Here is a 22,551-nt window from a genome sequence, read left to right on the forward strand (position 1 = left end):
TGATGAATCAATAAAAATAATAAGAAAGTTGAGGGAAAATGATGAAATTTGGCTACCAAACGAACACTTGGGGAGGCGTAGTTGGCCATCCTGCAGGTGTAACGTCAGTAAAAGATTCATACTATCTTGCAAATGGATCAACGGAGGCAGCATTGAAAGATATTGCTGCAGCAGGTTACAAGGGTTTTGAACTTTTTGATGGTAATTTGATGCAATATGAAGGAAGAGAAGAAGAATTTAAGAGATTAATGAATGAATATTCACTAGACTTTATCGGAGTTTATACTGGTGGGAACTTTATCTTTCCGGACATTTTAGAAGATGAATTAGTGAAAATTGAGGAAGTTGCTGCTCTAGCATCTACTCTAGGAGCAGAACACCTAGTTGTTGGTGGAGGAGCCGTTAGAGCTAAAGGTATTTTAGAGAGCGATTACAGAGATTTAGGTGAAGCATTAAATAAGGTCAGTCATATTGCTGAAAAATATGGCCTTATTGCAAGCTACCATCCACACTTAGGTACTTGTGTTCAGTCACCTGAACAATTAGATAAATTAATGCCATTAACTGTCATTAACTTGTGTCCTGACACTGCACACATTGAAGCAGGTGGGGGTGATCCGGTAGGCGTCATTAAAAAATATATTGATCGTATTCAATATGTTCATTTTAAAGATTATCAAAATGGAGAGTTTTTACCATTAGGTGAAGGAACCCAAGAATTTGATGAAATGGTAAGAGTGTTAGAAGAAGCTCAATATGATGGTTGGTTAACAGTTGAGCTTGATAGTTACCATGATCCTAAAGCTGGAGCAGAAATTAGCCGTAAGTACCTTACAAAATTTGAATCTATTAAATCAATTTAAGTGTTGTCCAAAAAAGGGGGGGCATTATGAAAAAGTTATTTTCTATTTTAACAATGGTTTCGTTAGCAACAATGCTAGGTCTTGCAGGATGCAGCCAAGGAAGTTCTACTACCTCAAAAACAAGTGATCAAGATCAAGGTTCAACAGTAGAAGTCGCAACTGAAGCATCTGGTCCTATTGTTATTAACCAGGAAATTCCTGATCAAGAAATCTTAAGTAAAGGTCCTGATGGAGAGGCGGCTGTGTCGGCAAAAACATTGGAATTAACAGAAGAGGAAGTTCAAAAGATTATAGAAGGTAATTTTAAAGCAGCCATTGTCATGCACTATGCTGGTAATGACTGGGCTACAGCACAAATTGAAGGATTGAAAGCTACATTTGCCAAAATGGGAATTGAGGTAGTAGCAGTAACAGACGCGCAATTCAAAGCAGAAAAACAAGTATCTGATATTGAAACAGTATTAGCTAAAGATCCAGATATCATTGTTGGAATCCCTGTTGACCCTGTGTCTACAGCATCGGCATTTAAGAAAGCAGCAGATGCGGGAGTAAAAATCGTATTTATGGATAATAAGCCAAATAATTTAGATGCTGGTAAGGATTATGTAAGCGTTGTATCCGCTGATAACTATGGTAATGGGGTACAAGCAGCCGAAATAATGGCAGAAGAATTAGGCGGAAAGGGTAACATTGGGGTTATTTATCATGATGCAGATTACTTTGTAACAAAACAACGTGTTGAAGCATTTGAGAAAACAATAACTGAAAAATATCCAGACATTAAAATCGTAGAACGTGGGGGGATTGTGGCACCTAATGATGGAGAAAAAGTCGCATCAGGTATGTTGACAAAGAACCCAAATCTTGATGGTATGTTTGTCGTTTGGGATGTTCCTGCTGAAGGGGCATTAGCTTCAGCACGTACAGCTGGAAGAAATGACCTAGTAATCACAACAATTGACTTAGGAACAACAGTTGCCATTGATATTGCATCAGATGGAATGATTAAAGGATTAGGCGCACAGCTTCCATATGATCAAGGAATCTCAGAAGCGATCTTAGCTGGATATGGTTTGCTTGGAAAAGAAGCACCTGCATATGTAGCAGTTCCAGCATTAAAAGTAACACCTGATAATGTATTAGATTCTTGGAAACTTGTTTATTCAAAAGAAGCTCCCGATACGATCCAAGAAGCTGCAAAATAAAATAATAGAAAACAAAATAATTGGAGGGAATTAATATGAAAAAATTAAATGTAGGAATGATTGGCGGAGGATTTATGGGAAAGGCACATGCTCTTGCTTACGCAGGTATGCCAATGTTTTTTTGGCCGGCACCTGCTGTACCACATCGTCACACGCTTGTTGACGTGACAGATGAAATTGCAAAAGAAGCGGCAGCAAAATTAGGTTTTGAAAACTACTCATCTAACTGGAGAGAAGTAGTGGAAAACCCGGATATTGATATTATTGATATAGTGACACCAAATAATTCACATGCTGAAATTGCCATTGCTGCAGCAAAAGCTGGTAAACATGTAATCTGTGAAAAACCTTTAGCTAGAGATGCTGCCGAAACAAAAACAATGTTGGATGCAGTAGAAGCGGCAGGTGTAAAGCATATGGTCGCTTTTAACTACAGAAGAACACCAGCTGTTGCACTTGCGAAAAAATATATTGAAGAAGGTAGAATCGGAAATATTTTAAACTTCCGTGGAACTTATCTTCAAGATTGGTCTGCAGATCCTAACTCACCATTATCATGGCGCTTCCAAAAGGAAATTGCCGGATCAGGTGCATTAGGTGACATTGGTACACATGTTATTGATTTTGCCCGCTACTTAGTTGGAGAAATCACAGATGTCAATGCCGTATCAAAAACGTGGATTCCAGAAAGACCAGTTCAATCAGGAGGCGCAGACAAATTAGGAACTGTAAAAAGTGCAGGAGATGTTCCTAAAGGTAAAGTAGACGTAGATGATGAAATCACAACATTAGTCAAATTTGAAAATGGTGCAGTTGGAAGCATAGAAGCATCACGTAATGCATGGGGACGCAATAACTTCCTGACATTTGAAATTCACGGAGATAAGGGCTCAATCTATTTTAACTATGAGCGTCGTGATGAGCTTCAAGTATGCTTCTCAGATGATCCAGGAGATGCAAAAGGCTTCAGAACCGTTTACACTGGACCAGCTCATCCATACGGTGAGGGCTTATGGCCAATTCCTGCATTAGGAATTGGATATGGTGAAACAAAAATTATTGAAGCGTATGACTTTATTAAATCTATTGTGGAAGACACAACAGTTTCTCCTAACTTTGACGATGGATATCAAATTGCGGTTATTAGTGATGCGATTCTTGAATCAGCTGAAAAAGGTCAGTGGATTAATCTGGAAAAATTGCCTGTAAAAACAAATTAAGTTTTCACATCGAAGGCCGTCAGGGATCAATTTCTGGCGGTTTTTTCACTGCTATTTGTGGGGCTTTATATTGTACTAAAATAAGTATTAGTTGAAGTTTATCATATATCAAAGAGTGATACATGGATACTTGGCTTGGTGGATGCGGGGAATATTTCAGGTATTCTTGCTCAAATCCAGGTCAAACTCTCGGCTAAAAAAGACATCCCATTTTTGGAATGCCTTTTTACTAGTTATTCTCATTCGTAGCAATATCCTTCACAACATCCTCTAGTGTTACGCTTCTCAACATCTTCTCCATAGCTAACTGAGCCGATGTGAACAATGGTTCGATTGTATTCTGGATGTTCCTGCCTACAGGACATTTTGGATTTGGGTTTTCATGGATGCTAAATAGCTCTTTTTCCTGTACTACATTCACTGCTTTATAAACGTCAAACAGTGTAATATCATATAATTCTTTTGAGAGTTTAGCCCCTGCAACACCTGGTTTTACCTCTATTAAACCAGCATTTTTTAACATTCCCATGAGTTTTCTGATCACTGCTGAGTTTGTGTTCACACTGGATGCTAAAAATTCAGAAGACGTTTTCCCTTCTTTATTTAATTCAATTAAAGCTAATATATGAATGCCGACAGCGAATCTGCTGCTGATGGACATGTTCAGTCACCACCTTGGAAACAAATCTGTTTACTAATTTATAAGTGTAATTAATTTGATTACAAGTTTATTATACCAAATTTCGAACAAAATAATAGATGGGATCTTACCTGTTGACAAAACGATTACATGTAACTAAAATAAATACATGTAATCAAATTTGTTACAAGCGGAACCAAACTGGAGGAATATAAATGAAAATATTAGTTACAGGAGCAACTGGAAAATTAGGATCTAAGGTTGTGGAGTCATTATTAACATCCATACCTGCGGGTGAGCTGGCAGTGAGTGTTCGAGATCCTGAGAAAGCAGAAGGACTTCGAGCTCATGGAGTAGAGGTTCGAAAAGGTGATTTTGACCATCCAGAAACATTAGATGATGCTTTTAAAGGGATTGATCGTTTATTAATTATTTCTGCAGATGGTGATAATGATACAAGAATTCGTCAACATACAAATGCAGTGCAAGCAGCTGAACGTGCAGGGATAAAATTTATTGCATACACGAGTATCGCAAATGCAACAGAAAGCAAAAATTTAATGGCTCCTCCTCATGTTGCGACAGAAGCAGCCATCATGAAGACGGGTATCCCATATTCTTTCTTGCGTAATAATTGGTATTTGGAAAACGAAATTGGCAGCATTCAAGGTGCTATGGCAGGAGCTCCATGGGTAACTTCTGCTGGAGCTGGTAAAGTTGGCTGGGCACTACAACAAGATTATGCAGATGCGGCGGCAGCAGTTCTTTTAGGTGAAGGGAACGAAAATACAGTTTATGAACTTTCTGGCCCTCTTTTAACTCAAGAAGAATTAGTGAAGGCTATTGGTGCTGTATTAGGCAAAGAAATACCTGTACAACAAGTTGGTGACGAAGAATATGCCGAAATAATGAAAGGCTTAGGTTTACCTGAATTTGTCATTCCGATTGTAGTAGGAATTCAAGAAAGCATTCGAAATGGTTCACTTGAAATTGAAAGCAATGATTTTGAAAAAGTTCTTGGTCGCCCAGTTACTCCAATCAATGAGGCACTTACACACATTGTAAATGCAAACTCTCAATCAAACTAAAATAGATAATTCCAAAAATTAATCATGTAGATTAACCGACCTTCGTACGAGAAAAGGTCGGTTTTTAATTAAGGATGTATTACCAACTTACGATTATCACTCCCTAAAAAAGAAATACATTTGGGAAGAATGAAAATGGCAAAGAATATTTGGTATGTTGTTAAGTTTCGTAGTAAAACTCTGTAATACGGATTGTTGAAAATACATAAGAAAATCAATGTGTCTGATCAATCTTTTTTCAAAATGGATTCTTCTTATTTTTGTAGAATACTGGCCTGTAAGGTATTTTCGAACAAACTTTAATTCAAAGCAGCACCAATACTTTTTGCTTTTTCAGCCATGGAGACTAAGCTTTTTGTTTCTCCGGATCCGATGATTAAGATATCCTCTTTTTCAAAGTTGGGAGTTACCGTTTCACCGACTACATTAGAATCAATTCCTGCATCCGCATGGCCATGAATCCTGATCTTCTTGCACCGGCGACAAAAACCTTTTTCGATTCAATTATTCCAGGTGACGAGTTTTCCAGCTTCTTCATCAGCGATTAAGTCAGATGAATGATAAAGCTCTTTTATGATTTCTGCTAAATATTGAGTCGTCTGCATATTACGTGTAGCCTGCTGTAACCGCCACAAGTAGACTTTTAATAGGTTAAGACTTGTGGTCTTTTTATTTGCAATGATCCAGTGCATCAAGGAAATAAAGGAGTACAATCTGGAAAAAGGTAAATAATATTCCTGTGTTGTAAAGGATTTTAGCTGAACTGTTTTATAGCAAGGAATCAATAATAAGACATATTTAAAGGTGAGATGATGAAAAAGTTTGTAGAGTATGTTTTTTTAACTTTGGGGGCGTCAATCGTTGCTATTGGATTAGAAACGATGTTAGCACCAAACGGGCTAGTAGATGGTGGTGTAACAGCTTTATCGATTATGGCCAATGCTTTATGGGGAATTCCAATTTATGTAGTATTTTTGGGCTTAAATATACCTATCTTAATTTTTACAGCTAAAGAAGTGGGTAAAACCTTTGTCATTAGAACTCTATATGCAAATATCATTACTACCGTTGGTTTAGTACTATTTAAATCGATTCCTCCTATTACTCAATCTGAAGTATTAATTGTTTTATACGGTGGAGTAATCTTAGGAGTTGGGATTGGTATTGTTGTAAAGTTTGGCGGTGCAATAGATGGCACTGAAATGCTGGCAATTTGGTTTAACCAACACTATCGATTTCCGATTGCCTCATTTTTATTATCAGTGAATGCTTTCATATTTACGATTGCAGCGTTTATCTATTCATTGGAACAAGCCATGCTATCTCTGGCGGTTTTTTATATAGTGACGAAAATGATTAATTATGTTTTAGATGGATTAAATCGTGGGAAATCAGTCATGATCATTTCAGAAAAACCGGATGAAGTCGGAGATAGTATTATCAATTATTTAAATATCAGCATCACATTTTTATATGGAGAAGGCGGTTTTTTAGGGGAAAAAAAGAAGGTTATTTATTGTATTACGAACAGGTTTATTTTTTCCAAATTAAAAAGTGTCGTTTTATCAGCAGATCCATCAGCTATTATGGAGGCATCCTATGTTTGTGAAACATCTGGTATAGATAGGTCGCTTATATTTCCGAAAGCCAACCCTTCTAACAATAAATCGTAATAGTTACTTACATTATTTAGCATCCTGTTTGATACTAGAGAATAGAAAGTGTGTATATTACCAATTATAAACCAATTCACAAAGGTTTGATAAATGTCTGTGTAAACGACAGGGGCAAAGAGTCGGCATTAAGAAAAAATATCACAACAAGTCTTGAACCCAAAGATGTTCCTTTATTTATCATGAGTCGATAAAACTATTAATTAAATAATGACTCCTAAGCAATTTTAAAGATCCTCGTAAATGAACGGTGATCTTTTTGTTTAAATCCTTTAATTGAAAATCTCATATCTGCCAATAGTGTAAAAAAGCATACTAAGTATAGTTTTTTTCATTATGTAATAAAAAAGTTCGTACTTTTAATTATTTGTTGTAGATATTATACTTACATCCATGCCGCTAACAATCTTTCTGGAAGTGATAATTGTTAAGATGAAAAGGCACATATACCATAAGACCTGTTAAGAGGGGAAATGAATGATTCTCCTTTGGATTTTGAAAATAAAATTGGATTTAAGATAAATCTAATTTTTTATCTAAACTGTAATAATATTAAATACAGTTTTTAGGTGGAAGGTATAGATCCTTATTTAATATAGATCGTCAATTAATAAATAAAGAAAGGAATGAAACGATTATGTTAGGAACAAAAGCAAAACATCGAAAAGTTTGCGAAAGATGTTTAACGATCACTACAAATGATAAATGTCCTCAATGTGGCTATGACCATTTCCGAAAATTCATTTTCATGGTGCAAGCTGGGAGAAAAAATTAAGTTTATAAAGCAAATATAGGATAGTGAAAGTCTACAATAATTTAATTCGCAAAAAATTCGATGTGCCTTATTTGGTTTTCATAACCAACAATTATCCATTATTAGTGTGGATACCTACATTTTTCTATTGAAAAATGTTTTGAAGAATGGAGGAATGAAAAGTGGATTCTATGACCTTTGTTTTGTTTGGAGCAACGGGTGATTTAGCAAAAAGAAAAATTTATCCGGCCCTTTTTAATTTGTTTTTAGATCAAAAGATGCCCAAGTCATTTTCGATTATTGGTTTAGGCAGGAGAGAACTATCGGATGGTACATTTCAAACAAATGTAGAACATTCATTAAGAACATTTTCTAGACGTTTTATCGAAGATAAAGCTAAATTAAAAGAATTTATCGAAGCGTTTCGTTACAGCCAATTAGATGTAACGAATGTGGAGGGATATCAAGAACTGCTTACATTGGTTCAGAGGCGTGAACGGGAGTTATAGCCGGCTCTGTCTTCTACTCCAACCGTTTCACTAGCCGTTATTTGTACATTGGCTATGTGCCGATTATTCCATAAGGATTCTTGGGCGGAAGCCATATCATGCCCAAACGGCTTATGATCAAGCTGGAGCCATCCGGGATATGTTCCAGAATCATATGCTGCAACTTTTGATGATGACGGCCATGCATGCCTTAAAGTTGTTGAGGTTTCCCTAAACAACTGAAGAAAAGGAGAATTGACACACATGAACCGATTTACGATTCCGAGAGATATTTATTTTGGGGAAGGATCCCTAGAATTTTTGAAAACCCTTGAAGGGAAAAAAGCGACCATCGTTATTGGCGGTCAATCAATTAAAAAATCAGGTTATCTCGATAAAATCCAATCTTATTTACATGAGGCTGGTATTGAAACTCAGCTAATCGAAGGCGTTGAAAACGATCCATCCATTACAACTGCTCAAAACGGCGGCAAGAAAATGGAAGAATTTCAGCCCGATTGGATTATTTCTGCCGGCGGCGGATCTCCGATTGATGCAGCTAAGCTAATGTGGATCTTTTATGAAAATCCGGATCTGCCGTTTCACCAAATCAAGGCTCCCAATGCGCTGCCAACATTAAGGAAAAAAGCACGCTTTATCGCCATTTCGACTACTAGCGGTACGGGTACAGATGTATCACCATTTTCCGTTATTACTGACTATAATAAGGGAGTAAAGTATCCCGTTTTTGGATATGAAATCACGCCAGATATCGCGATTATTGATCCGGAGCTAGCGTATTCTATGCCAGCTTCGATTGTAGGTTATACGGGGATGGATGCCTTGACACATGGTATTGAAGCTTATGTGTCCACCATGCACAACTCTTTTACCGATCCGCTGGCGATGCAGTCCATCAATCAAGTGGTAAACAATATTGAAAAATCAGCAGGGGGTGATAAAAACGCAAGAGCAGAAATGCATTATGCCCAGGCCATTGCCGGGATGGCCTTTTCAAACGGATTTTTAGGTATTGTCCATAGCTTAGCTCATAAGAGCGGAGCGATCTTCAAAATTCCGCACGGGACAGCAAATGCCCTCTATCTGCCGTATGTTATTGACTATAATAGAAAGGCTGAAAGCTCAAGATATGCTGATATCGCAAGGATGCTTGGTTTAAACGGAACGACAGATGACGAATTGATTGATTCGTTAACAGACCTCCTCCGTGGTTTAAATAAATCTTTGAATCTGCCATTAACACTAAAGGAATTTGGTGTTGAAAAAACAGAATTCGAAAAACATCTGAACGAGATGGCAGCAGGAGCTGTTGAAGATCCATGTACTCCATCGAATCCAAGAGAAGTATCAGTAGAGGATATGAAAAAAATCTATATTGCGGCTTATAACGGGAATAAAATCAACTTCTAATGAAGATAATCAGAACATGGGACGGAAATGAATATTTTTACTTCGATCTATGATTTTAAGGAGGTAAATGAACATGAGCAAAAAAATCGCTACACTTATAACAAACCTATTTGAAGATGTGGAGTACACAGAACCAGTACAAGCCTTTAAAGAAGCTGGTCATGAAGTTATCACGATTGACAAACAATCAGGTAACGAAGTAACTGGTAAAAAAGGCACATCCGTAAAAATTGATAAATCCATAGATGAAGTTCATCCTGCAGACTTTGATGCGCTGTTTATCCCTGGTGGATTCTCTCCCGATTTATTGCGTGAAGAAGATCGTTTTGGGGAATTTGCAAAAGCATTTATCCAAGATGAAAAACCCGTTTTTGCCATTTGTCATGGACCACAAGTGTTAATCGATACAGACCTTTTAAAAGGTGTCGACATCACTGGCTTTAAATCCATTCGCAACGATTTGAAAAATGCTGGTGCAAATTATAAAGACGAAGAAGTTGTCATCAGCAAAAATATTGTAACAAGTCGAGAACCAAAAGATATTCCAGCATTCAATCGTGAATCACTAAAACTTTTAGCTAAATAACAATGGTGATGTAAAAACTTAAATATTTCTAACTTGCGGATTCTTTAATCAGAATCCGCAAGTTGGTTAAACAAATATATGAATAAGGGAGGTTATGACGTTGTCATTAAAAGGAAAAAGAGTGGTTGTTTTAGGAGGTACATCTGGTATTGGTTTAGCCGCAGCTAAGGCGTTTATCGATGAATCCGCTCAAGTCATTATTGCCAGCCGTTCTGCTTCAAAATTATCTGACGCAAAAGTGAAGTTTGGCGGTAACGTAGAGGGCTATGAAATCGACTTTCGCAGCGAGGAAAAAGTTGCTGACTTTTTCAAGAAGGTTGGAAAATTTGATCACCTAGTGGTTACTGCAGGTGAAGGCGCAATGGGTCACTTTAGCGAACTTCCTGTTGCAACCGTAAGAGAGGCTTTTGATAGTAAGTTCTGGGGGCAGTATATTTCGGTTCGTGCTGCTCTTCCATACTTGAATCATGAAAGTTCTATAACATTAACTTCTGGTGTATATGGTGTGCGTCCTCCTCAAGGTGCAACGACACTAGCTTCCATTAATTCAGCAATCGATGGATTAGTACGAGGACTTTCAGTAGACCTGGCACCTATCAGAGTAAACGTGGTATCACCTGGTATCGTTGACACTCCTCTTTACGGCGGAATGCCAGAAGATCAAAGACAAGATATGTACCATGGGATTGCTGAGCAATTACCTGTCGGACGTGTTGCTCAACCTCAAGATATAGCTGAAACCTATGTTTACCTAGCGAAAAATGGGTTTACAACTGGCACATCGGTTCTTATCGATGGAGGAGCTCATCTGATCTAATCCATTGATATCAAAGTCGATTGATAAATTGATTTAGAATAGAAGGGGTGAGGATAACTCAAAGTGTCAGACACTTATAGGTCATTCTCACTTTCTTTGTTTTTTTGCACAGACGGAAGCAGAAATGGCCATTATCATGCAATAAAGAATGGGTTTGTTGGTTACGGGAATTCTAAATATATGCGTACTTAATACGAAGAGACGTTAATATTCAACTTCTATGATACCCAAATACATAAAAGAAAGGGTCGAGCCTAATGGATGAAATGAAAAGAGCGGAAATTAAAAATGCATTAGCCAAACACGTGGTAACCCTACCTGACGGCACTTCTTTACCTAGTTTAGGACAAGGAACATGGTACATGGGGGAAAATCCCCAAGTGAGAGACAAAGAAATAAAAGCCTTGCAGCTCGGTATAGAATTGGGCATGACACTTATTGACACCGCTGAAATGTACGGAAATGGCGATTCTGAACGTTTAGTTGGCGAGGCCATTAAAGGACGCAGAAATGAAGTCTTTTTAGTCTCAAAAGTGTATCCCCATCATGCAGGTTTAGATATGATTTCAAAAGCATGTGAAAACAGCTTAAAACGACTCGAAACAGACCACTTAGATTTATACCTTCTCCACTGGAGAGGGCGTGTTCCTTTAGCGGAAACAATTGAAGGAATGGAAAAACTGCGTAAAGAAGGGAAAATTTTAAGATGGGGCGTCTCTAATTTTGACACAGCTGATATGGAAGAGCTATGGAACACTAAGAATGGAAAAAATAGCGTGACGAATCAAGTACTATACCACTTAGGATCAAGAGGAATTGACTTCGATCTCTTACCATGGCAGAGTAAACATAACATGCCAATTATGGCCTACAGTCCCCTTGCCCAAGGAGGCTCTTTAAGAAAACAGCTCTTAAATGATCCAACTATTCATGATATTGCTGACAAATACAGTGTCCAACCATTACAAATTGCTCTTGCTTGGACCATCCGTTTGAAAAACGTCATCGCCATTCCAAAAGCGGTTCAAGAAGAACATGTTTTAGCAAATGCTGAAGCGGCAACAATTGAGTTTACTGAAGAAGATCTCAATAGACTTGATCAAGTGTTTCCTAAACCTACTAGGAAAATGCCATTGGATATTATTTGAAAACTCACTTTAAAAAAGGACTCTTGTTGGAGTTGCTGACAATCTAATAGGAATTTCAAAAAACCTGTGTGGAATGTATTCCATACAGGTTTTTTATCGGGGAAATTTAATATCCTTATCGAATTGTTCTCGCATCAAAACCCTATTTAGTTAGTTTTTGTTTAATGTGAATGGTTAAAAAGAGAAAAGGGACTTGGACTTCCAGCCCAGGTCGACCATGGGATTCTCGGAATTCCCGCTGATGAACTGCCAGGCTTTGACGCCGGGGCCGACCCAGGGGTGTCCGTACTGCGCGGTGGGGATGCACAGGGCGTTGGAGTCGGCGATCGGCTTGCCCAGCATGTCAACCAGAGTATCGTGTATGCTTTTGTTATTGATGCCTGCAGATGTGAGCAGAAGTTTCATAACTTCACTCCTTGTCATTAAATTGAGAAATTGGGCTTTTTTTCATACTGTAAACAATGCCTCGATTGTGGAAGATCAATAAATTTGAACAAGAAAGTGATTATTGATCTGCCGCATTTTTCACTGCTGCGAATGCTTTGGCATAATCGGGATGATAATGACAAACGCTGTATAAGGAGGCTCTAATTATGTTCAGATTGATTGGGTCCGTAAATAGTATTCTGACTATATTTAGATAACTGGCATGCTTGGTAGTAGGTATTAACTTCGATTGATATCCTTATAGCGGGAATACAAATTGACATATCGGAAATTGATGATATTATAAACATATGGATATCATAGAAATCTTTAAAGCATTGTCTAATGAAAAACGTTTGCAGATTTTGAAGTGGTTAAAAGAGCCTGAAAACTATTTTACCCTCCCTGTTTCTGAAGGGGTTAGCTTTGAGAAAGAGGGTGTATGCGTATCACAGCTGCATCAGAAGTTAAATGTCACACAATCAACGGTTTCTCAATATCTTACTATGTTACATCGGGCTGGGCTACTCGAAGCAACGCGTAAGGGGAAGTGGACATACTATAAGCGTAATGAAGAAGTTATTAAGGAAATAAGCAATTACATTGCGAAAGAGATTTGAGGATTAAAGTGAATTGCTTGAAGCAATTCACTTTAATTAATTACTATATATCTAGATTTCAAAATATGTAAATATGTCAGGTCATATATATTTTTTGTTAAAATAAATCGTTAATTCGCGATATATTAATTTATTATATACGCTTCTATGAGTTCAGCTTTATTTAAGGAGCTGATTTAATAATTATAGTAAGGAAATTTAGACGAATTTAGAAATGGTGTCCATAAGAATAAGGATGAAGTATTCGCTTATGTTTCCTATTGATCCAATACAATCCGTTGTTTAATAAAATACTGAAATTCTAAGAGATGAATAGGGAGATAATTAACATGAACAAATTTGAAAAACATAATGGATATTCGAGAACATTTCAAGAAAATAAACTAACTTTAGGTTTGCTTTTTCCACTTGAAGCCTACCAAGGCAACATTCCAGAAATGGATTTGGAACAACAAATAAAATTAGCAACTGTTGCTGAAAAAGCCAATTTTGCTTCTCTATTTGTACGAGATGTTCCATTAAATGATCCGTCATTCGGAGATGTAGGACAAATGTATGATCCGTGGGTATTCCTTAGCCATATAGCAGCGCATACAAAGAAAATTGCCTTAGGAACAGCAAGTGCGATAACGTCATTTCAACATCCATTAAATCTTGCTAAGTCAGCAGCATCCTTGGACAAAATCTCAGGGGAAAGACTTTTATTTGGTCTTGCAACGGGAGATCGTCCGATTGAATTTAAAGCTTATGGCGTTGACCGAGAAAAAAGAACTGAATTATATCAAGAAGCTTTTTATGTGATGAAGGAAGTTTGGGCAAAATCATTCCCAACGATTAATTCTAGTAGAGTAAGTCTGACTGGAGGAACAGATCTTCTGCCAAAACCAGTTTTAGGTGATATCCCAGTATTTGTAACAGGGTTTTCTGGGCAATCGATGGAATGGATTGCGGAAAATAGTGATGGAATACTTGGTTATCCACGTAATCCAGTTCAACAAGAGAGACTCATTAGAGATTATCGTTCATTAACAGATGGATTTAAACCATTTGCCCAATCGCTATATATTGATTTAACTGAGAATCCGAATGAAGGGCCAACATCTATTCACTTAGGGTTCAGAAGTGGCCATAAATTCTTAATCGAATTTCTATACGCATTACAAGAAGCGGGAGTTAACCATGTGTTTATAAATAACAAATATAGTCGTCGTCCTGCGGAAGAGGTAATACAAGAATTAGCAGAAGAAGTAGTCCCTCTATTTCCAGCATTAACGTAATCGAGCGCCTATTTATATGTTCTATAAGGGAAAGTAACTTTCAGCAATCGCAATAAAAGAGTAGGAGATCCGTTACTTATGGATAAACAAATTGATTAAGAAACATTAATGAGTTAAAGATGCTCAAATGACACCTTCATGGACAAATTAACAACCATGGCGTGTTTATATTGCGACTGGTGAGACGCTTAAACAAATTCAAAAAGCTCATTTGGCATTTGAGCAGCAAGGAATTCGAGGGAATGCAGATTTTTCAACGATGCATAGTGAGGATTGGGATATAAAATCAAGACGAAATATGGACATTTGGGTAAGAAATTCAACAATTTCTTGGCATGAATAATCGAACTGAATTTCCAATTTCTCAAAGTCAATTATTTAATGCACCAACTTTAGTTAATTAAACAATCTCAAAAAATCCTCTTATTGCTCAATTTTTAATTTGGGAGCTCTCTCACAAACTTTAATGCTTAGTGCTTAAGGGAGAGGTAAAGGCTCAATGCCTGCTTATGAAATTGTCAAATATCCGGAATTGGATCGATGACGGAATGTGTTATCTATTAGAAAGGGACGATGATGAAATGGTTACAGAAATCCAACTAAATGATACTAAAATTAAACTCACACAATATGATGAAAAAAAGATAGAAGGTAAAACTCAGATATCGTTAACTTTTTATGTTACAAGTGACGACTACCATGACATAGCAACGTTATTTTACAAAGGAACATTTGATGTAATCGTACCCGAGAGACATCTTGAGTTCCGCGGAACGATTCAAGAATATTCAACATCAATTACGAATCTTTACGAAAAAGGGCAAATTGGTGAATATAAACTGACTTTGAAAGAAGCGGAGTAATAGAAAGGGGATTTTCTTCTTATGAAATTAAGCATTTTAGATCAGTCTCCCATTTCAACTAATCAAACGGCAAATGAAGCATTACAGGAATCAATGAATCTCGCACGCATAGGGGAGACATTAGGATATTCACGTTATTGGATTGCTGAACATCATGCAATGCCAGGGCTTGCATGCTCCGCGCCCGAGGTAATGTTAGGGTATATTGGGGCAAATACAAAAAATATACGAATTGGCTCTGGAGCAGTTTTATTGCCATACTATAAGCCGTATAAAGTAGCAGAAACCTATCACATGTTATCCACTCTATTTCCTAATCGAATTGATGTAGGGATTGGAAGGGCACCGGGTGGTCCTGCTGAAGCAACAAATGCATTATCGGATAACTATTTGCAACATGTCTATAAAATGCCTGATTTAGTAAATGAATTAATTAAATACGTAGATAATGAAGGGACCGTATTAGAGGCTTCTCCGTTACCGCAAATTAGTCCTGATCTATGGATGTTAGGCACAAGTAGAAAAAGTGGAAATTTTGCGGCGGAAAACGGTTTAGCCTATAGTTTCGGGCAATTTATGAGTGATGAAAACGGAGCAGAAATCGTCCAACAATATCGTCAGTCATTTCAACCAAGAAAAAAAGGGCAAAAACCATACGTCATTATGGCTTTATCAGTAATATGTGCAGAAACTACTCAAAAAGCAGAAGAAATTGCTTTAAGTTCAATTGTTTGGGAACTACAAAATGAGAGTTTGGAAGGAAAAAAAGGAGTTCCTTCTGTTGATGAGGCAAAAAATATTCTATTAAATCTACGTAATCAAAAGTCTGTTGAAAGAATAAAAAAGAAAATGATTATAGGTACACCTAATGAAGTGAAAAGTAAAATATTAGAAATTCAATCTCGTGTATTAGCAGATGAAATCATGATTGTAACTATCACTTATTCATCAAAGGATAAGCATCAATCATATCGATTAATCGCAGAACAATTTATTAAATGAAAAAGTTAAGATTAAAAGGTGAAAATTGTCATGAACAGACTACAAGGAAAAACAGCGATCGTCACTGGTGCCAGCACTGGAATAGGGGCTACTTTAGAATATATAAAGACTTAAGGTGATCATTATATTTTTCATCAAAACATATCGTTAATTCACGATGTGTTATTTATTATGTGTGTTTCTATGATTGCTTAAAAATTTTAGTAAAAGGTTTAGCTGTATTTAAAAGTGGTATCCAAGCAATAACTTAACTCAATAACTTAACTCATAAAATTAATTTATTAAACAGATAGATAAGTATGGAAAGACAGGGAGAAGAAATGGAAAAAGCACCTAAAGATACACGTGTAGTTGTGGGAATGTCAGGAGGAGTCGATTCTTCTGTTGCGGCACTACTTCTAAAAGAGCAAGGATATGATGTCATTGGAATATTCATGAAAAACTGGGACGATACAGACGAAAATGGCGTTTGTACGGCTACTGAAGACTACGAGGACGTTATCCGCGTCTGCAATCAACTGGGAATTCCCTATTATGCCGTGAATTTTGAAAGGGAGTATTGGGATAAGGTATTTACCCACTTCCTGGAAGAATATAAGGCGGGAAGAACGCCAAATCCTGATGTGATCTGCAATAAGGAAATCAAATTCAAGGCATTTTTAGATCATGCCATGAGTCTTGGAGCTGATTATGTGGCTACAGGACATTATGCACGAGTGATCAGAGAAAACGGGAAAGTTCACATGTTAAGAGGGATCGATGAAAATAAGGATCAGACTTATTTCCTTAATCAATTAACAGAGGAGCAGTTAAGTAAGGTATTATTCCCGATAGGCGATATGGAAAAACCAAAAGTAAGGGAATTAGCTGCCAAAGCTAATTTGGCTACAGCATCCAAAAAGGACAGCACAGGCATTTGCTTTATTGGTGAACGAAATTTCAAAGAGTTCTTAAGTGGTTATTTGCCTGCTCAAAAGGGGAATATGGAAACATTCGACGGCAAAGTTGTCGGACATCATGATGGATTAATGTACTATACAATTGGGCAGAGGCATGGATTGGGGGTTGGGGGAAACGGCGATCCTTGGTTTGTAATTGGAAAGGATATTGAAAGGAATGTATTATATGTTGGGCAAGGATTCCATCATGAAATGCTTTATTCAGACAGCATTATTGCCGATAATATAAGCTGGGTCTCAAAGGATTTGACACTTAATACATTTGAATGTACTGCAAAATTCCGCTATCGCCAAAAGGACAATAAAGTGACGGTAGAACTGTTGGAGGACTCCAAAGTGAAAGTTACTTTCCACAAACCAATTCGCGCCGTAACGCCTGGACAAGCAGTCGTCTTCTATCAAGGAGAAGAATGCCTTGGTGGAGGGACAATCGACAAAGTGTATCGCTACAACAAACAATTAACATATGTAGGCTAAGAAGAAAAGAATATTTACCAGATTATATAGCTAGCAGTGAGTCAATCGCTACAAATGTTTTTACAAACGCGGCACGGATTTGCAAGATAATGAGCTGTTTGCGCAACCATAGATTTGTTAATATAAAAGAAGGTATTGGTTATATTCACGACAGTAAAGGACAGTCAAAAAGAATTTTTATATGAATTTTATTTGCGGTCTACAACAATGGATTACATCGTTTTTTTCGAAGCAGATGGATCTGAGCATTTACAAACGATAAACAAGAAAAACATTGATATTTATAAAATATTCGAAATGAATAGGATCCCCATATAACCATAGGTCACGATGGTCAATGGCTATGAATATAATTAATATATGTTCAATTTTTAGATGGCGTTAACTTAAGAAGAATTAACGCTCCTTTCATCGATAGTCCAAATATCTAGTGCTATATAGATTGGCTAGCAACAGATCGTGAAGGCAATGATAGTTGAAATTAATGGATTTTATCATCAAATACTGATAACAGGTAGAAAATGTTCGAAACAAGAGTTAAAGCAGATGTATTTAAGTGCAAAACAACTGGCTGCTGATGACCGTGATCTGCCTAGCATCTTTTGCAGAGTAAATAAATTTGACATTATCTCTTTTGAGGAAGATATACAAGGGGATTTTTTAATTGATACCGATACGGACAGAATATATACTCCATCATATTAAGCAAAATCTAACAAACACCTTATTCACAATCGGGGGCGTTAACCTAACAAGGATTAACGCTCTTTTTTATCGAATAGTTCAAATATCTAGTGCTATATAAATTGACTAGCAACTGATTGTGAATACAATGATAGATGAAATTAATGGGGTTTTATCATCAAATACTGATTACGGAAGGAAATGTTCGAAACAAGAGTTAAAGCATTAGAAAAAGAGTCGGCAAAGCGACCCTCTCTAAGAGTCTCCGTGTTTAACTTAATAAATATTTATTCAATGCTTGTTGTAAAGTTCCCAATGTTTGTGCTTTTTCATTTAATCTCATTCCCACGCTTATCATATTTTTAACCACTTCAGCTCTTAACCCGGTTATCACAGTTTCACATCCCATTAATGAAGTGCCGTCAATAATCCTCATTAAATGATCCATTACTTCCGGCTCCATTTTCATAATTCCAGATAAGTCCATAATCAATGTTTGAATCCGTGTTTTTCCAATCTCTATTAAAACTTTTTCCTCGATCAACCGCACCAATTAAAGGCAAAATACTAATAGTGGGTGTTATTGGTATTATAGACAACGTAAGATTTTCAACTAATTCTTTTTAGCCATTTTAGCCAATATCAATGAATCTTTGTATTGAGAGTATGTGATAAAAAAACCATTTAAAAAACTGTCTACTTGAGTATTTACTTGTTTTTCTACCGAAAAAAATTCTTCAGTTAAAACCTTGTTCGTTACCTCGTTATATTCTTGTAGGAACTTCCACAAGGTTCTTCGAATGGCTTGCACCCACTCTAATTTGAAAGAATTTGTTTACAAGAAGCTGAAATGGATTTTGGACATTCATAGGGACTGCAATTCTCATATTCAGCCTAAAGATAATGATATATATTTTTCGCTTAAATTTATTTACAGGATTACCTCCTAACAGTCAATTGTCTTAGCAGTTATTTACAGTTACTATAAGGTAAGGCCTTGTCTCAAAAAAAAAGCGAATATCATGGTTATAGAATAATATTTAAAAAAATTTATAAAGTGGGGTGCTTTATGGATAACACAAAAAAATTCCTTTATTTATATGGAGGTTTTTTACTGATCTCTTGGGGTTTAATGTTTATTATCTATAATAAAAGCTATACAACTTATGAGACCATTCAAGGTATGGGATTTATTTGTATTGTAACTACAATTTATTTTATTCTTGTTCATATTAATTACAAAATTAAATCAGGAAAGAAGATTGTAATTGGGAGTCTGGTTACAGTTTTTATAATTAGTTGTATCTGTTTTTATGTTGTTATCTAATTTAAAAAAGTTTGAAAAAATTTTGATAACATTTAATTAAGAATTTCCGAAATTGAGGATGTTTCCAAAAGGTTACATAACTTTTGTGATACTTATTTATTTTCAGAATTTTATAACTTCCAGAAAAGAAATTCTCTATAAATTCAAGTAATTGTATGTTATCTTTATAAAGGTGAATTTTATCAGGAGGTTTACCTTAATGTTTGAAATGACAATTTTCTTTTTATTTACTATTGGTTTTGTAATTTATTTTTTATATAGGGTTAACAAGAGATTTTCTTCCGATTACGAAGAGCTTGAACTGAAGCGGATTATTCCTTTTTTAGAAGAAAAAGGCGGAAACCATCTGTCACACCTCATCTTGCTGCAGGATAAAGATGTGTACTGGGCGCAGGATGGAAGAGTTTTAATTGCATATAAAAAAATTGGAAATAAATTAGTTGTTCTCGGTGACCCGATTGGCGAAGAATCGTCTATTCAAGCGGCCATTAGAGAATTTAATAAGTATAGTAGAAGCATAGGACTTACACCTGTTTTTTATCAAATTAGCCCTCGATTCATGCACCATTACCATGACACAGGATATCGGTTCCTCAAATTAGGGGAAGTTGCGATTGTCAACCTCGATAAATTTTCCCTTGAGGGAAAACAGGGGGCAAAGCTGCGGACGAGGCTTAATAAATTCACCCGTAATTCTTACACCTTTAAGGTTATGAATCCTCCTTATTCCAATGATTTGCTGTCGGAGCTTAAAGTGATTTCGGATTCATGGCTAGGGGACCAAAAGGAAAAGGGATTTTCAGTCGTATCTTTCAGTGAGGAGTATGTTTCTTATTTTCCAATTGCATTGTTATCGGACCCAGAGGGAAATATCGTAGCCTTTGCGACACTGGCAAACGATTATAAAAAGAATATGACCATTGATTTAATGAGGAAGTCTTCCGATAGCCCTCATGGAACGATGGATGTTTTATTTATTCACATTTTTAAATGGGCGAAAGAAAGAGGCTATCAGCACTGCAGTTTAGGGATGGCGCCTCTTGCACATGTCGGGGATAGTCCATTTTCTTTTAAAAAAGAAAAGTTGGCACGAGTAGCCTTTCTTCACGGAAATTCATTTTATAAATTTAAAGGGCTGAAAGAATTTAAAAGTAAATTTGCCTGCACGTGGGAACCGAAGTATTTAGCCTACAAAAAATCCTTCCTGCCAAATGTCATCATTCAATTACTTTTATTAATCAACAGCCAGCCACATCAAAAGTATGTAATAGATAAGATTAAGTATTTGTTTAAAAAAGCGGGATAAATAAAGCATGATCGATTACTTAATTGATTTGAATTAAGGATCTTCAACAAACGTGCGCGATAATTGAAGAACTGAGGGAACTCCATATCAAGGTGGAGTTCCTTTTCTAATGTGTTGTAATACACTGGGTAATGGCGTTAAAAATATCACCTCAATTAGCAGGACTTTGTTGAACAGCAAAGTCCTGCTAATTCCTATGCGATTTGATCTGTTCAATATGCACAGGGATTACTAGTAAACCCTTATAAATCAACAAAGAAGCATACCAATTCCTTTGCGGATTGTATGCTATTGAAATGTTATTTAGGGTTTACCTATCAGCCGAACCAGTTAGTCTTTTTGTCACTGCTCTTTTTCCCCTTAATCTGAATGATCTAAATAGATATGGAATCTATTAATTTACAATTAACTAAGTATTAAACAAAGATAGAAAGCGCTGTATTTAAACCTATTTTAAATAAAATTTAACCTTTGATAGAACCTGATTTTAACCTTCATTGCTTAAGATAAACATGAAAACGTATAAGGAGGGTGGATCATTAAACTATCAGAATAGTAAAGAAATCCTGCATTAAGTACGGAATTTTTATCAATAGACCTAATAAAGGAAGCAGTGAAAAATATGAAAATAAAAAAGATAACGAGAAATATTCTATTAATCATAGCAGCAGTTCTCTGTCTTTGGTTTATTTTCCATCATGTTATGACTATATTTGAGCAGAAAAAGTACCAAGCAGCAGGGGAATTGGTTGAAGTGGATGGCAAGAAGATGCATGTCTATACAAAGGGTGATGGAGAAAATACAATTGTCTTGTTAAGCGGCCTGGGAACGGCGGCACCAGTGCTGGATTTTGAACCTTTGATTAATGAGTTGGCTAAGCATAACAAAATTGTAGTTGCAGAGCCTTTTGGATATGGCTGGAGTGATTTGACAAATAAGAAGCGGACAGTGGAAAACATAGTGGAAGAATTAAGAACAGCTTTAAAGAATGCTAATATTGAAGGGCCCTATATATTAATGCCCCACTCCGTTTCCGGAATCTATACGATGTATTACGCCAATAAATATCCAGAAGAAATTAAAGGTATTATAGGGATCGATTTAACTTTGCCGAAGGCTCTGGAGTATTTTAATGAATCTCCTCCAAAATTGCCCAAGTATTTGAGCTTTATTGCCCGGACTGGGATAGCAAGACTGGCATTATCTATTATTCCTAATGATTTCCTCCCAATAGCACACGCAGGAACTTATTCTGAAGAGAATCTAAAGATGACCAAAACCATATCTGCTTGGAAAGGCTATAATCAAAATGTCGTGAATGAAGCAAATGAATTAAAGAATAACATCAAAAAAACAAAAGATATTTCCTTTCCTCCCAATATTCCTGTCATGATCTTTACCCCTGATAAAAAGGAAGCAAATGGAGAAGGCCGATCCAATAGAACATTTTATCAAACGCAGTTACGAAACGTTGCTGAAAATAAACTCGTTATCTTAGACGGGCACCACTATCTCCATTGGACGAGGTATAAGGATATTTCAGATCACGTGAAGGAATTCATTATTCATTTTGAATAAAGAAAGATTCTCGTTAATAAAATGAAGCATAATTGTTTCTTGAAAATCATGGCAGGATAACACTCCAACAAAATGATACAATTATGATAATTGATTTTTACAAAGGGTAATTAACGTA

General features: G+C 36.4%; 20 protein-coding genes and 4 pseudogenes. 19 read left to right on the top strand and 5 right to left on the bottom strand.

The genetic code is table 11. The annotated features are described in order from the left end of the window. Positions 1–38: 38 nt before the first annotated feature. From E2R53_RS04755 to E2R53_RS04765, 3 genes are read left to right on the top strand one after another with little or no spacing between them, the layout of a single operon-like run. Entirely contained in the window at positions 39–863 is an 825-nt protein-coding gene (locus E2R53_RS04755) for a sugar phosphate isomerase/epimerase family protein (RefSeq protein ID WP_286166066.1), read from the top strand. Positions 864–889: 26 nt separating this feature from the next. After that, complete coding sequence (locus E2R53_RS04760; RefSeq protein ID WP_133310629.1) at positions 890–2,068, top strand: substrate-binding domain-containing protein; 1,179 nt, start codon at positions 890–892, stop codon at positions 2,066–2,068. 35 nt (positions 2,069–2,103) lie between these two features. Next, a complete protein-coding gene (locus tag E2R53_RS04765) occupies positions 2,104–3,288 on the top strand; it encodes a Gfo/Idh/MocA family protein (RefSeq protein WP_133310630.1) in 1,185 nt (394 codons plus the stop codon). Between the two features lie 229 nt (positions 3,289–3,517). On the opposite strand, the gene E2R53_RS04770 is transcribed toward E2R53_RS04765, so the two are convergent. Then, positions 3,518–3,949: an Rrf2 family transcriptional regulator gene (locus E2R53_RS04770; protein ID WP_133310631.1), complete on the bottom strand. Its 432-nt coding sequence runs from the start codon at positions 3,947–3,949 to the stop codon at positions 3,518–3,520. 194 nt (positions 3,950–4,143) lie between these two features. Here E2R53_RS04770 and E2R53_RS04775 point away from each other — a divergent pair, with 194 nt between their 5' ends. Next, positions 4,144–5,016 (top strand): SDR family oxidoreductase, encoded by an 873-nt coding sequence (locus E2R53_RS04775; RefSeq protein ID WP_133310632.1) that lies wholly within the window; start codon positions 4,144–4,146, stop codon positions 5,014–5,016. A 305-nt stretch (positions 5,017–5,321) separates the two neighbouring features. Here the strand turns inward: E2R53_RS04775 and E2R53_RS04780 are convergent. Then, positions 5,322–5,621: pseudogene (locus E2R53_RS04780) on the bottom strand (6-phospho-3-hexuloisomerase); the annotation flags it as partial. A 207-nt stretch (positions 5,622–5,828) separates the two neighbouring features. Here E2R53_RS04780 and E2R53_RS04785 point away from each other — a divergent pair. Further along, the gene (locus E2R53_RS04785) at positions 5,829–6,689 is read left to right on the top strand and encodes a YitT family protein (protein ID WP_133310633.1); all 861 of its coding nucleotides are present in this window, start codon (positions 5,829–5,831) and stop codon (positions 6,687–6,689) included. A 936-nt stretch (positions 6,690–7,625) separates the two neighbouring features. Further along, positions 7,626–7,949 (top strand): annotated as a pseudogene (locus E2R53_RS04790) (glucose-6-phosphate dehydrogenase); the annotation flags it as partial. Here the strand turns inward: E2R53_RS04790 and E2R53_RS04795 are convergent. After that, positions 7,949–8,086 (bottom strand): annotated as a pseudogene (locus tag E2R53_RS04795) (glucose-6-phosphate dehydrogenase); the annotation flags it as partial. The pseudogenes E2R53_RS04790 and E2R53_RS04795 overlap by 1 nt on opposite strands. A 5-nt stretch (positions 8,087–8,091) precedes the next feature. Here E2R53_RS04795 and E2R53_RS23835 point away from each other — a divergent pair. From E2R53_RS23835 to E2R53_RS04820, 5 genes are all read left to right on the top strand, one after another. Then, complete coding sequence (locus E2R53_RS23835) at positions 8,092–8,166, top strand: hypothetical protein (RefSeq protein WP_435796776.1); 75 nt, start codon at positions 8,092–8,094, stop codon at positions 8,164–8,166. A 29-nt stretch (positions 8,167–8,195) separates the two neighbouring features. Continuing rightward, on the top strand, positions 8,196–9,362 hold the full coding sequence (locus E2R53_RS04805) for an iron-containing alcohol dehydrogenase (protein WP_133310635.1): 1,167 nt from the start codon (positions 8,196–8,198) through the stop codon (positions 9,360–9,362). A gap of 73 nt (positions 9,363–9,435) precedes the next feature. Continuing rightward, entirely contained in the window at positions 9,436–9,948 is a 513-nt protein-coding gene (locus E2R53_RS04810) for a type 1 glutamine amidotransferase domain-containing protein (RefSeq protein ID WP_133310636.1), read from the top strand. A 94-nt stretch (positions 9,949–10,042) separates the two neighbouring features. Continuing rightward, entirely contained in the window at positions 10,043–10,765 is a 723-nt protein-coding gene (locus E2R53_RS04815; protein WP_286166067.1) for an SDR family oxidoreductase, read from the top strand. A 257-nt stretch (positions 10,766–11,022) separates the two neighbouring features. Continuing rightward, positions 11,023–11,913, top strand: coding sequence for an aldo/keto reductase (locus tag E2R53_RS04820; RefSeq protein WP_133310638.1), 891 nt, complete (start codon positions 11,023–11,025; stop codon positions 11,911–11,913). Positions 11,914–12,108: 195 nt separating this feature from the next. Here E2R53_RS04820 and E2R53_RS04825 read toward each other — a convergent pair. Further along, positions 12,109–12,318: pseudogene (locus E2R53_RS04825) on the bottom strand (peptidase E); the annotation flags it as partial. 332 nt (positions 12,319–12,650) lie between these two features. Between E2R53_RS04825 and E2R53_RS04830 the strand changes: the two are divergent. The 6 genes from E2R53_RS04830 to E2R53_RS04860 all read left to right on the top strand — a co-directional run bounded on the left by E2R53_RS04830 (position 12,651) and on the right by E2R53_RS04860 (position 18,242). Then, a complete protein-coding gene (locus E2R53_RS04830; protein ID WP_133310639.1) occupies positions 12,651–12,959 on the top strand; it encodes an ArsR/SmtB family transcription factor in 309 nt (102 codons plus the stop codon). Positions 12,960–13,288: 329 nt separating this feature from the next. Continuing rightward, positions 13,289–14,236: an LLM class oxidoreductase gene (locus tag E2R53_RS04835; protein ID WP_133310640.1), complete on the top strand. Its 948-nt coding sequence runs from the start codon at positions 13,289–13,291 to the stop codon at positions 14,234–14,236. 581 nt (positions 14,237–14,817) lie between these two features. After that, complete coding sequence (locus tag E2R53_RS04840) at positions 14,818–15,099, top strand: DUF3219 family protein (protein WP_133311155.1); 282 nt, start codon at positions 14,818–14,820, stop codon at positions 15,097–15,099. A gap of 21 nt (positions 15,100–15,120) precedes the next feature. Next, complete coding sequence (locus E2R53_RS04845) at positions 15,121–16,101, top strand: LLM class flavin-dependent oxidoreductase (RefSeq protein ID WP_133310641.1); 981 nt, start codon at positions 15,121–15,123, stop codon at positions 16,099–16,101. A 320-nt stretch (positions 16,102–16,421) separates the two neighbouring features. Further along, positions 16,422–17,537: a tRNA 2-thiouridine(34) synthase MnmA gene (mnmA, locus tag E2R53_RS04850; RefSeq protein WP_133310642.1), complete on the top strand. Its 1,116-nt coding sequence runs from the start codon at positions 16,422–16,424 to the stop codon at positions 17,535–17,537. 468 nt (positions 17,538–18,005) lie between these two features. Then, the gene (locus tag E2R53_RS04860; protein ID WP_133310644.1) at positions 18,006–18,242 is read left to right on the top strand and encodes a hypothetical protein; all 237 of its coding nucleotides are present in this window, start codon (positions 18,006–18,008) and stop codon (positions 18,240–18,242) included. Positions 18,243–18,492: 250 nt separating this feature from the next. Here E2R53_RS04860 and E2R53_RS04865 read toward each other — a convergent pair whose 3' ends face one another. Further along, a complete protein-coding gene (locus tag E2R53_RS04865) occupies positions 18,493–18,765 on the bottom strand; it encodes an STAS domain-containing protein (protein WP_133310645.1) in 273 nt (90 codons plus the stop codon). A 982-nt stretch (positions 18,766–19,747) separates the two neighbouring features. Here E2R53_RS04865 and E2R53_RS04870 point away from each other — a divergent pair. Both E2R53_RS04870 and E2R53_RS04875 read left to right on the top strand, forming a co-directional pair. After that, a complete protein-coding gene (locus E2R53_RS04870; protein WP_133310646.1) occupies positions 19,748–20,854 on the top strand; it encodes a phosphatidylglycerol lysyltransferase domain-containing protein in 1,107 nt (368 codons plus the stop codon). A gap of 622 nt (positions 20,855–21,476) precedes the next feature. Further along, positions 21,477–22,433, top strand: a complete 957-nt coding sequence (locus E2R53_RS04875; protein ID WP_286166068.1) for an alpha/beta fold hydrolase — start codon at positions 21,477–21,479, stop codon at positions 22,431–22,433. The last annotated feature ends 118 nt before the right edge of the window (positions 22,434–22,551 follow it).

Origin of the sequence: Peribacillus frigoritolerans (genome assembly GCF_004358755.1) — a bacterium.
In the GTDB taxonomy this organism is placed as follows: Bacteria; Bacillota; Bacilli; order Bacillales; family Bacillaceae; genus Bacillus_P.

What these genes read in the sequence shown, in the direction of transcription:
- E2R53_RS04755 (WP_286166066.1), top strand. Translation starts at nt 39, where the DNA reads ATGATGAAATTTGGCTACCAAACGAACACTTGGGGAGGCGTAGTTGGC.
- E2R53_RS04760 (WP_133310629.1), top strand. Translation starts at nt 890, where the DNA reads ATGAAAAAGTTATTTTCTATTTTAACAATGGTTTCGTTAGCAACAATG.
- E2R53_RS04765 (WP_133310630.1), top strand. Translation starts at nt 2,104, where the DNA reads ATGAAAAAATTAAATGTAGGAATGATTGGCGGAGGATTTATGGGAAAG.
- E2R53_RS04770 (WP_133310631.1), bottom strand. Translation starts at nt 3,949, where the DNA reads ATGTCCATCAGCAGCAGATTCGCTGTCGGCATTCATATATTAGCTTTA.
- E2R53_RS04775 (WP_133310632.1), top strand. Translation starts at nt 4,144, where the DNA reads ATGAAAATATTAGTTACAGGAGCAACTGGAAAATTAGGATCTAAGGTT.
- E2R53_RS04785 (WP_133310633.1), top strand. Translation starts at nt 5,829, where the DNA reads ATGAAAAAGTTTGTAGAGTATGTTTTTTTAACTTTGGGGGCGTCAATC.
- E2R53_RS04805 (WP_133310635.1), top strand. Translation starts at nt 8,196, where the DNA reads ATGAACCGATTTACGATTCCGAGAGATATTTATTTTGGGGAAGGATCC.
- E2R53_RS04810 (WP_133310636.1), top strand. Translation starts at nt 9,436, where the DNA reads ATGAGCAAAAAAATCGCTACACTTATAACAAACCTATTTGAAGATGTG.
- E2R53_RS04815 (WP_286166067.1), top strand. Translation starts at nt 10,043, where the DNA reads ATGACGTTGTCATTAAAAGGAAAAAGAGTGGTTGTTTTAGGAGGTACA.
- E2R53_RS04820 (WP_133310638.1), top strand. Translation starts at nt 11,023, where the DNA reads ATGGATGAAATGAAAAGAGCGGAAATTAAAAATGCATTAGCCAAACAC.
- E2R53_RS04830 (WP_133310639.1), top strand. Translation starts at nt 12,651, where the DNA reads ATGGATATCATAGAAATCTTTAAAGCATTGTCTAATGAAAAACGTTTG.
- E2R53_RS04835 (WP_133310640.1), top strand. Translation starts at nt 13,289, where the DNA reads ATGAACAAATTTGAAAAACATAATGGATATTCGAGAACATTTCAAGAA.
- E2R53_RS04840 (WP_133311155.1), top strand. Translation starts at nt 14,818, where the DNA reads ATGGTTACAGAAATCCAACTAAATGATACTAAAATTAAACTCACACAA.
- E2R53_RS04845 (WP_133310641.1), top strand. Translation starts at nt 15,121, where the DNA reads ATGAAATTAAGCATTTTAGATCAGTCTCCCATTTCAACTAATCAAACG.
- mnmA (WP_133310642.1), top strand. Translation starts at nt 16,422, where the DNA reads ATGGAAAAAGCACCTAAAGATACACGTGTAGTTGTGGGAATGTCAGGA.
- E2R53_RS04860 (WP_133310644.1), top strand. Translation starts at nt 18,006, where the DNA reads ATGATAGTTGAAATTAATGGATTTTATCATCAAATACTGATAACAGGT.
- E2R53_RS04870 (WP_133310646.1), top strand. Translation starts at nt 19,748, where the DNA reads ATGTTTGAAATGACAATTTTCTTTTTATTTACTATTGGTTTTGTAATT.
- E2R53_RS04875 (WP_286166068.1), top strand. Translation starts at nt 21,477, where the DNA reads ATGAAAATAAAAAAGATAACGAGAAATATTCTATTAATCATAGCAGCA.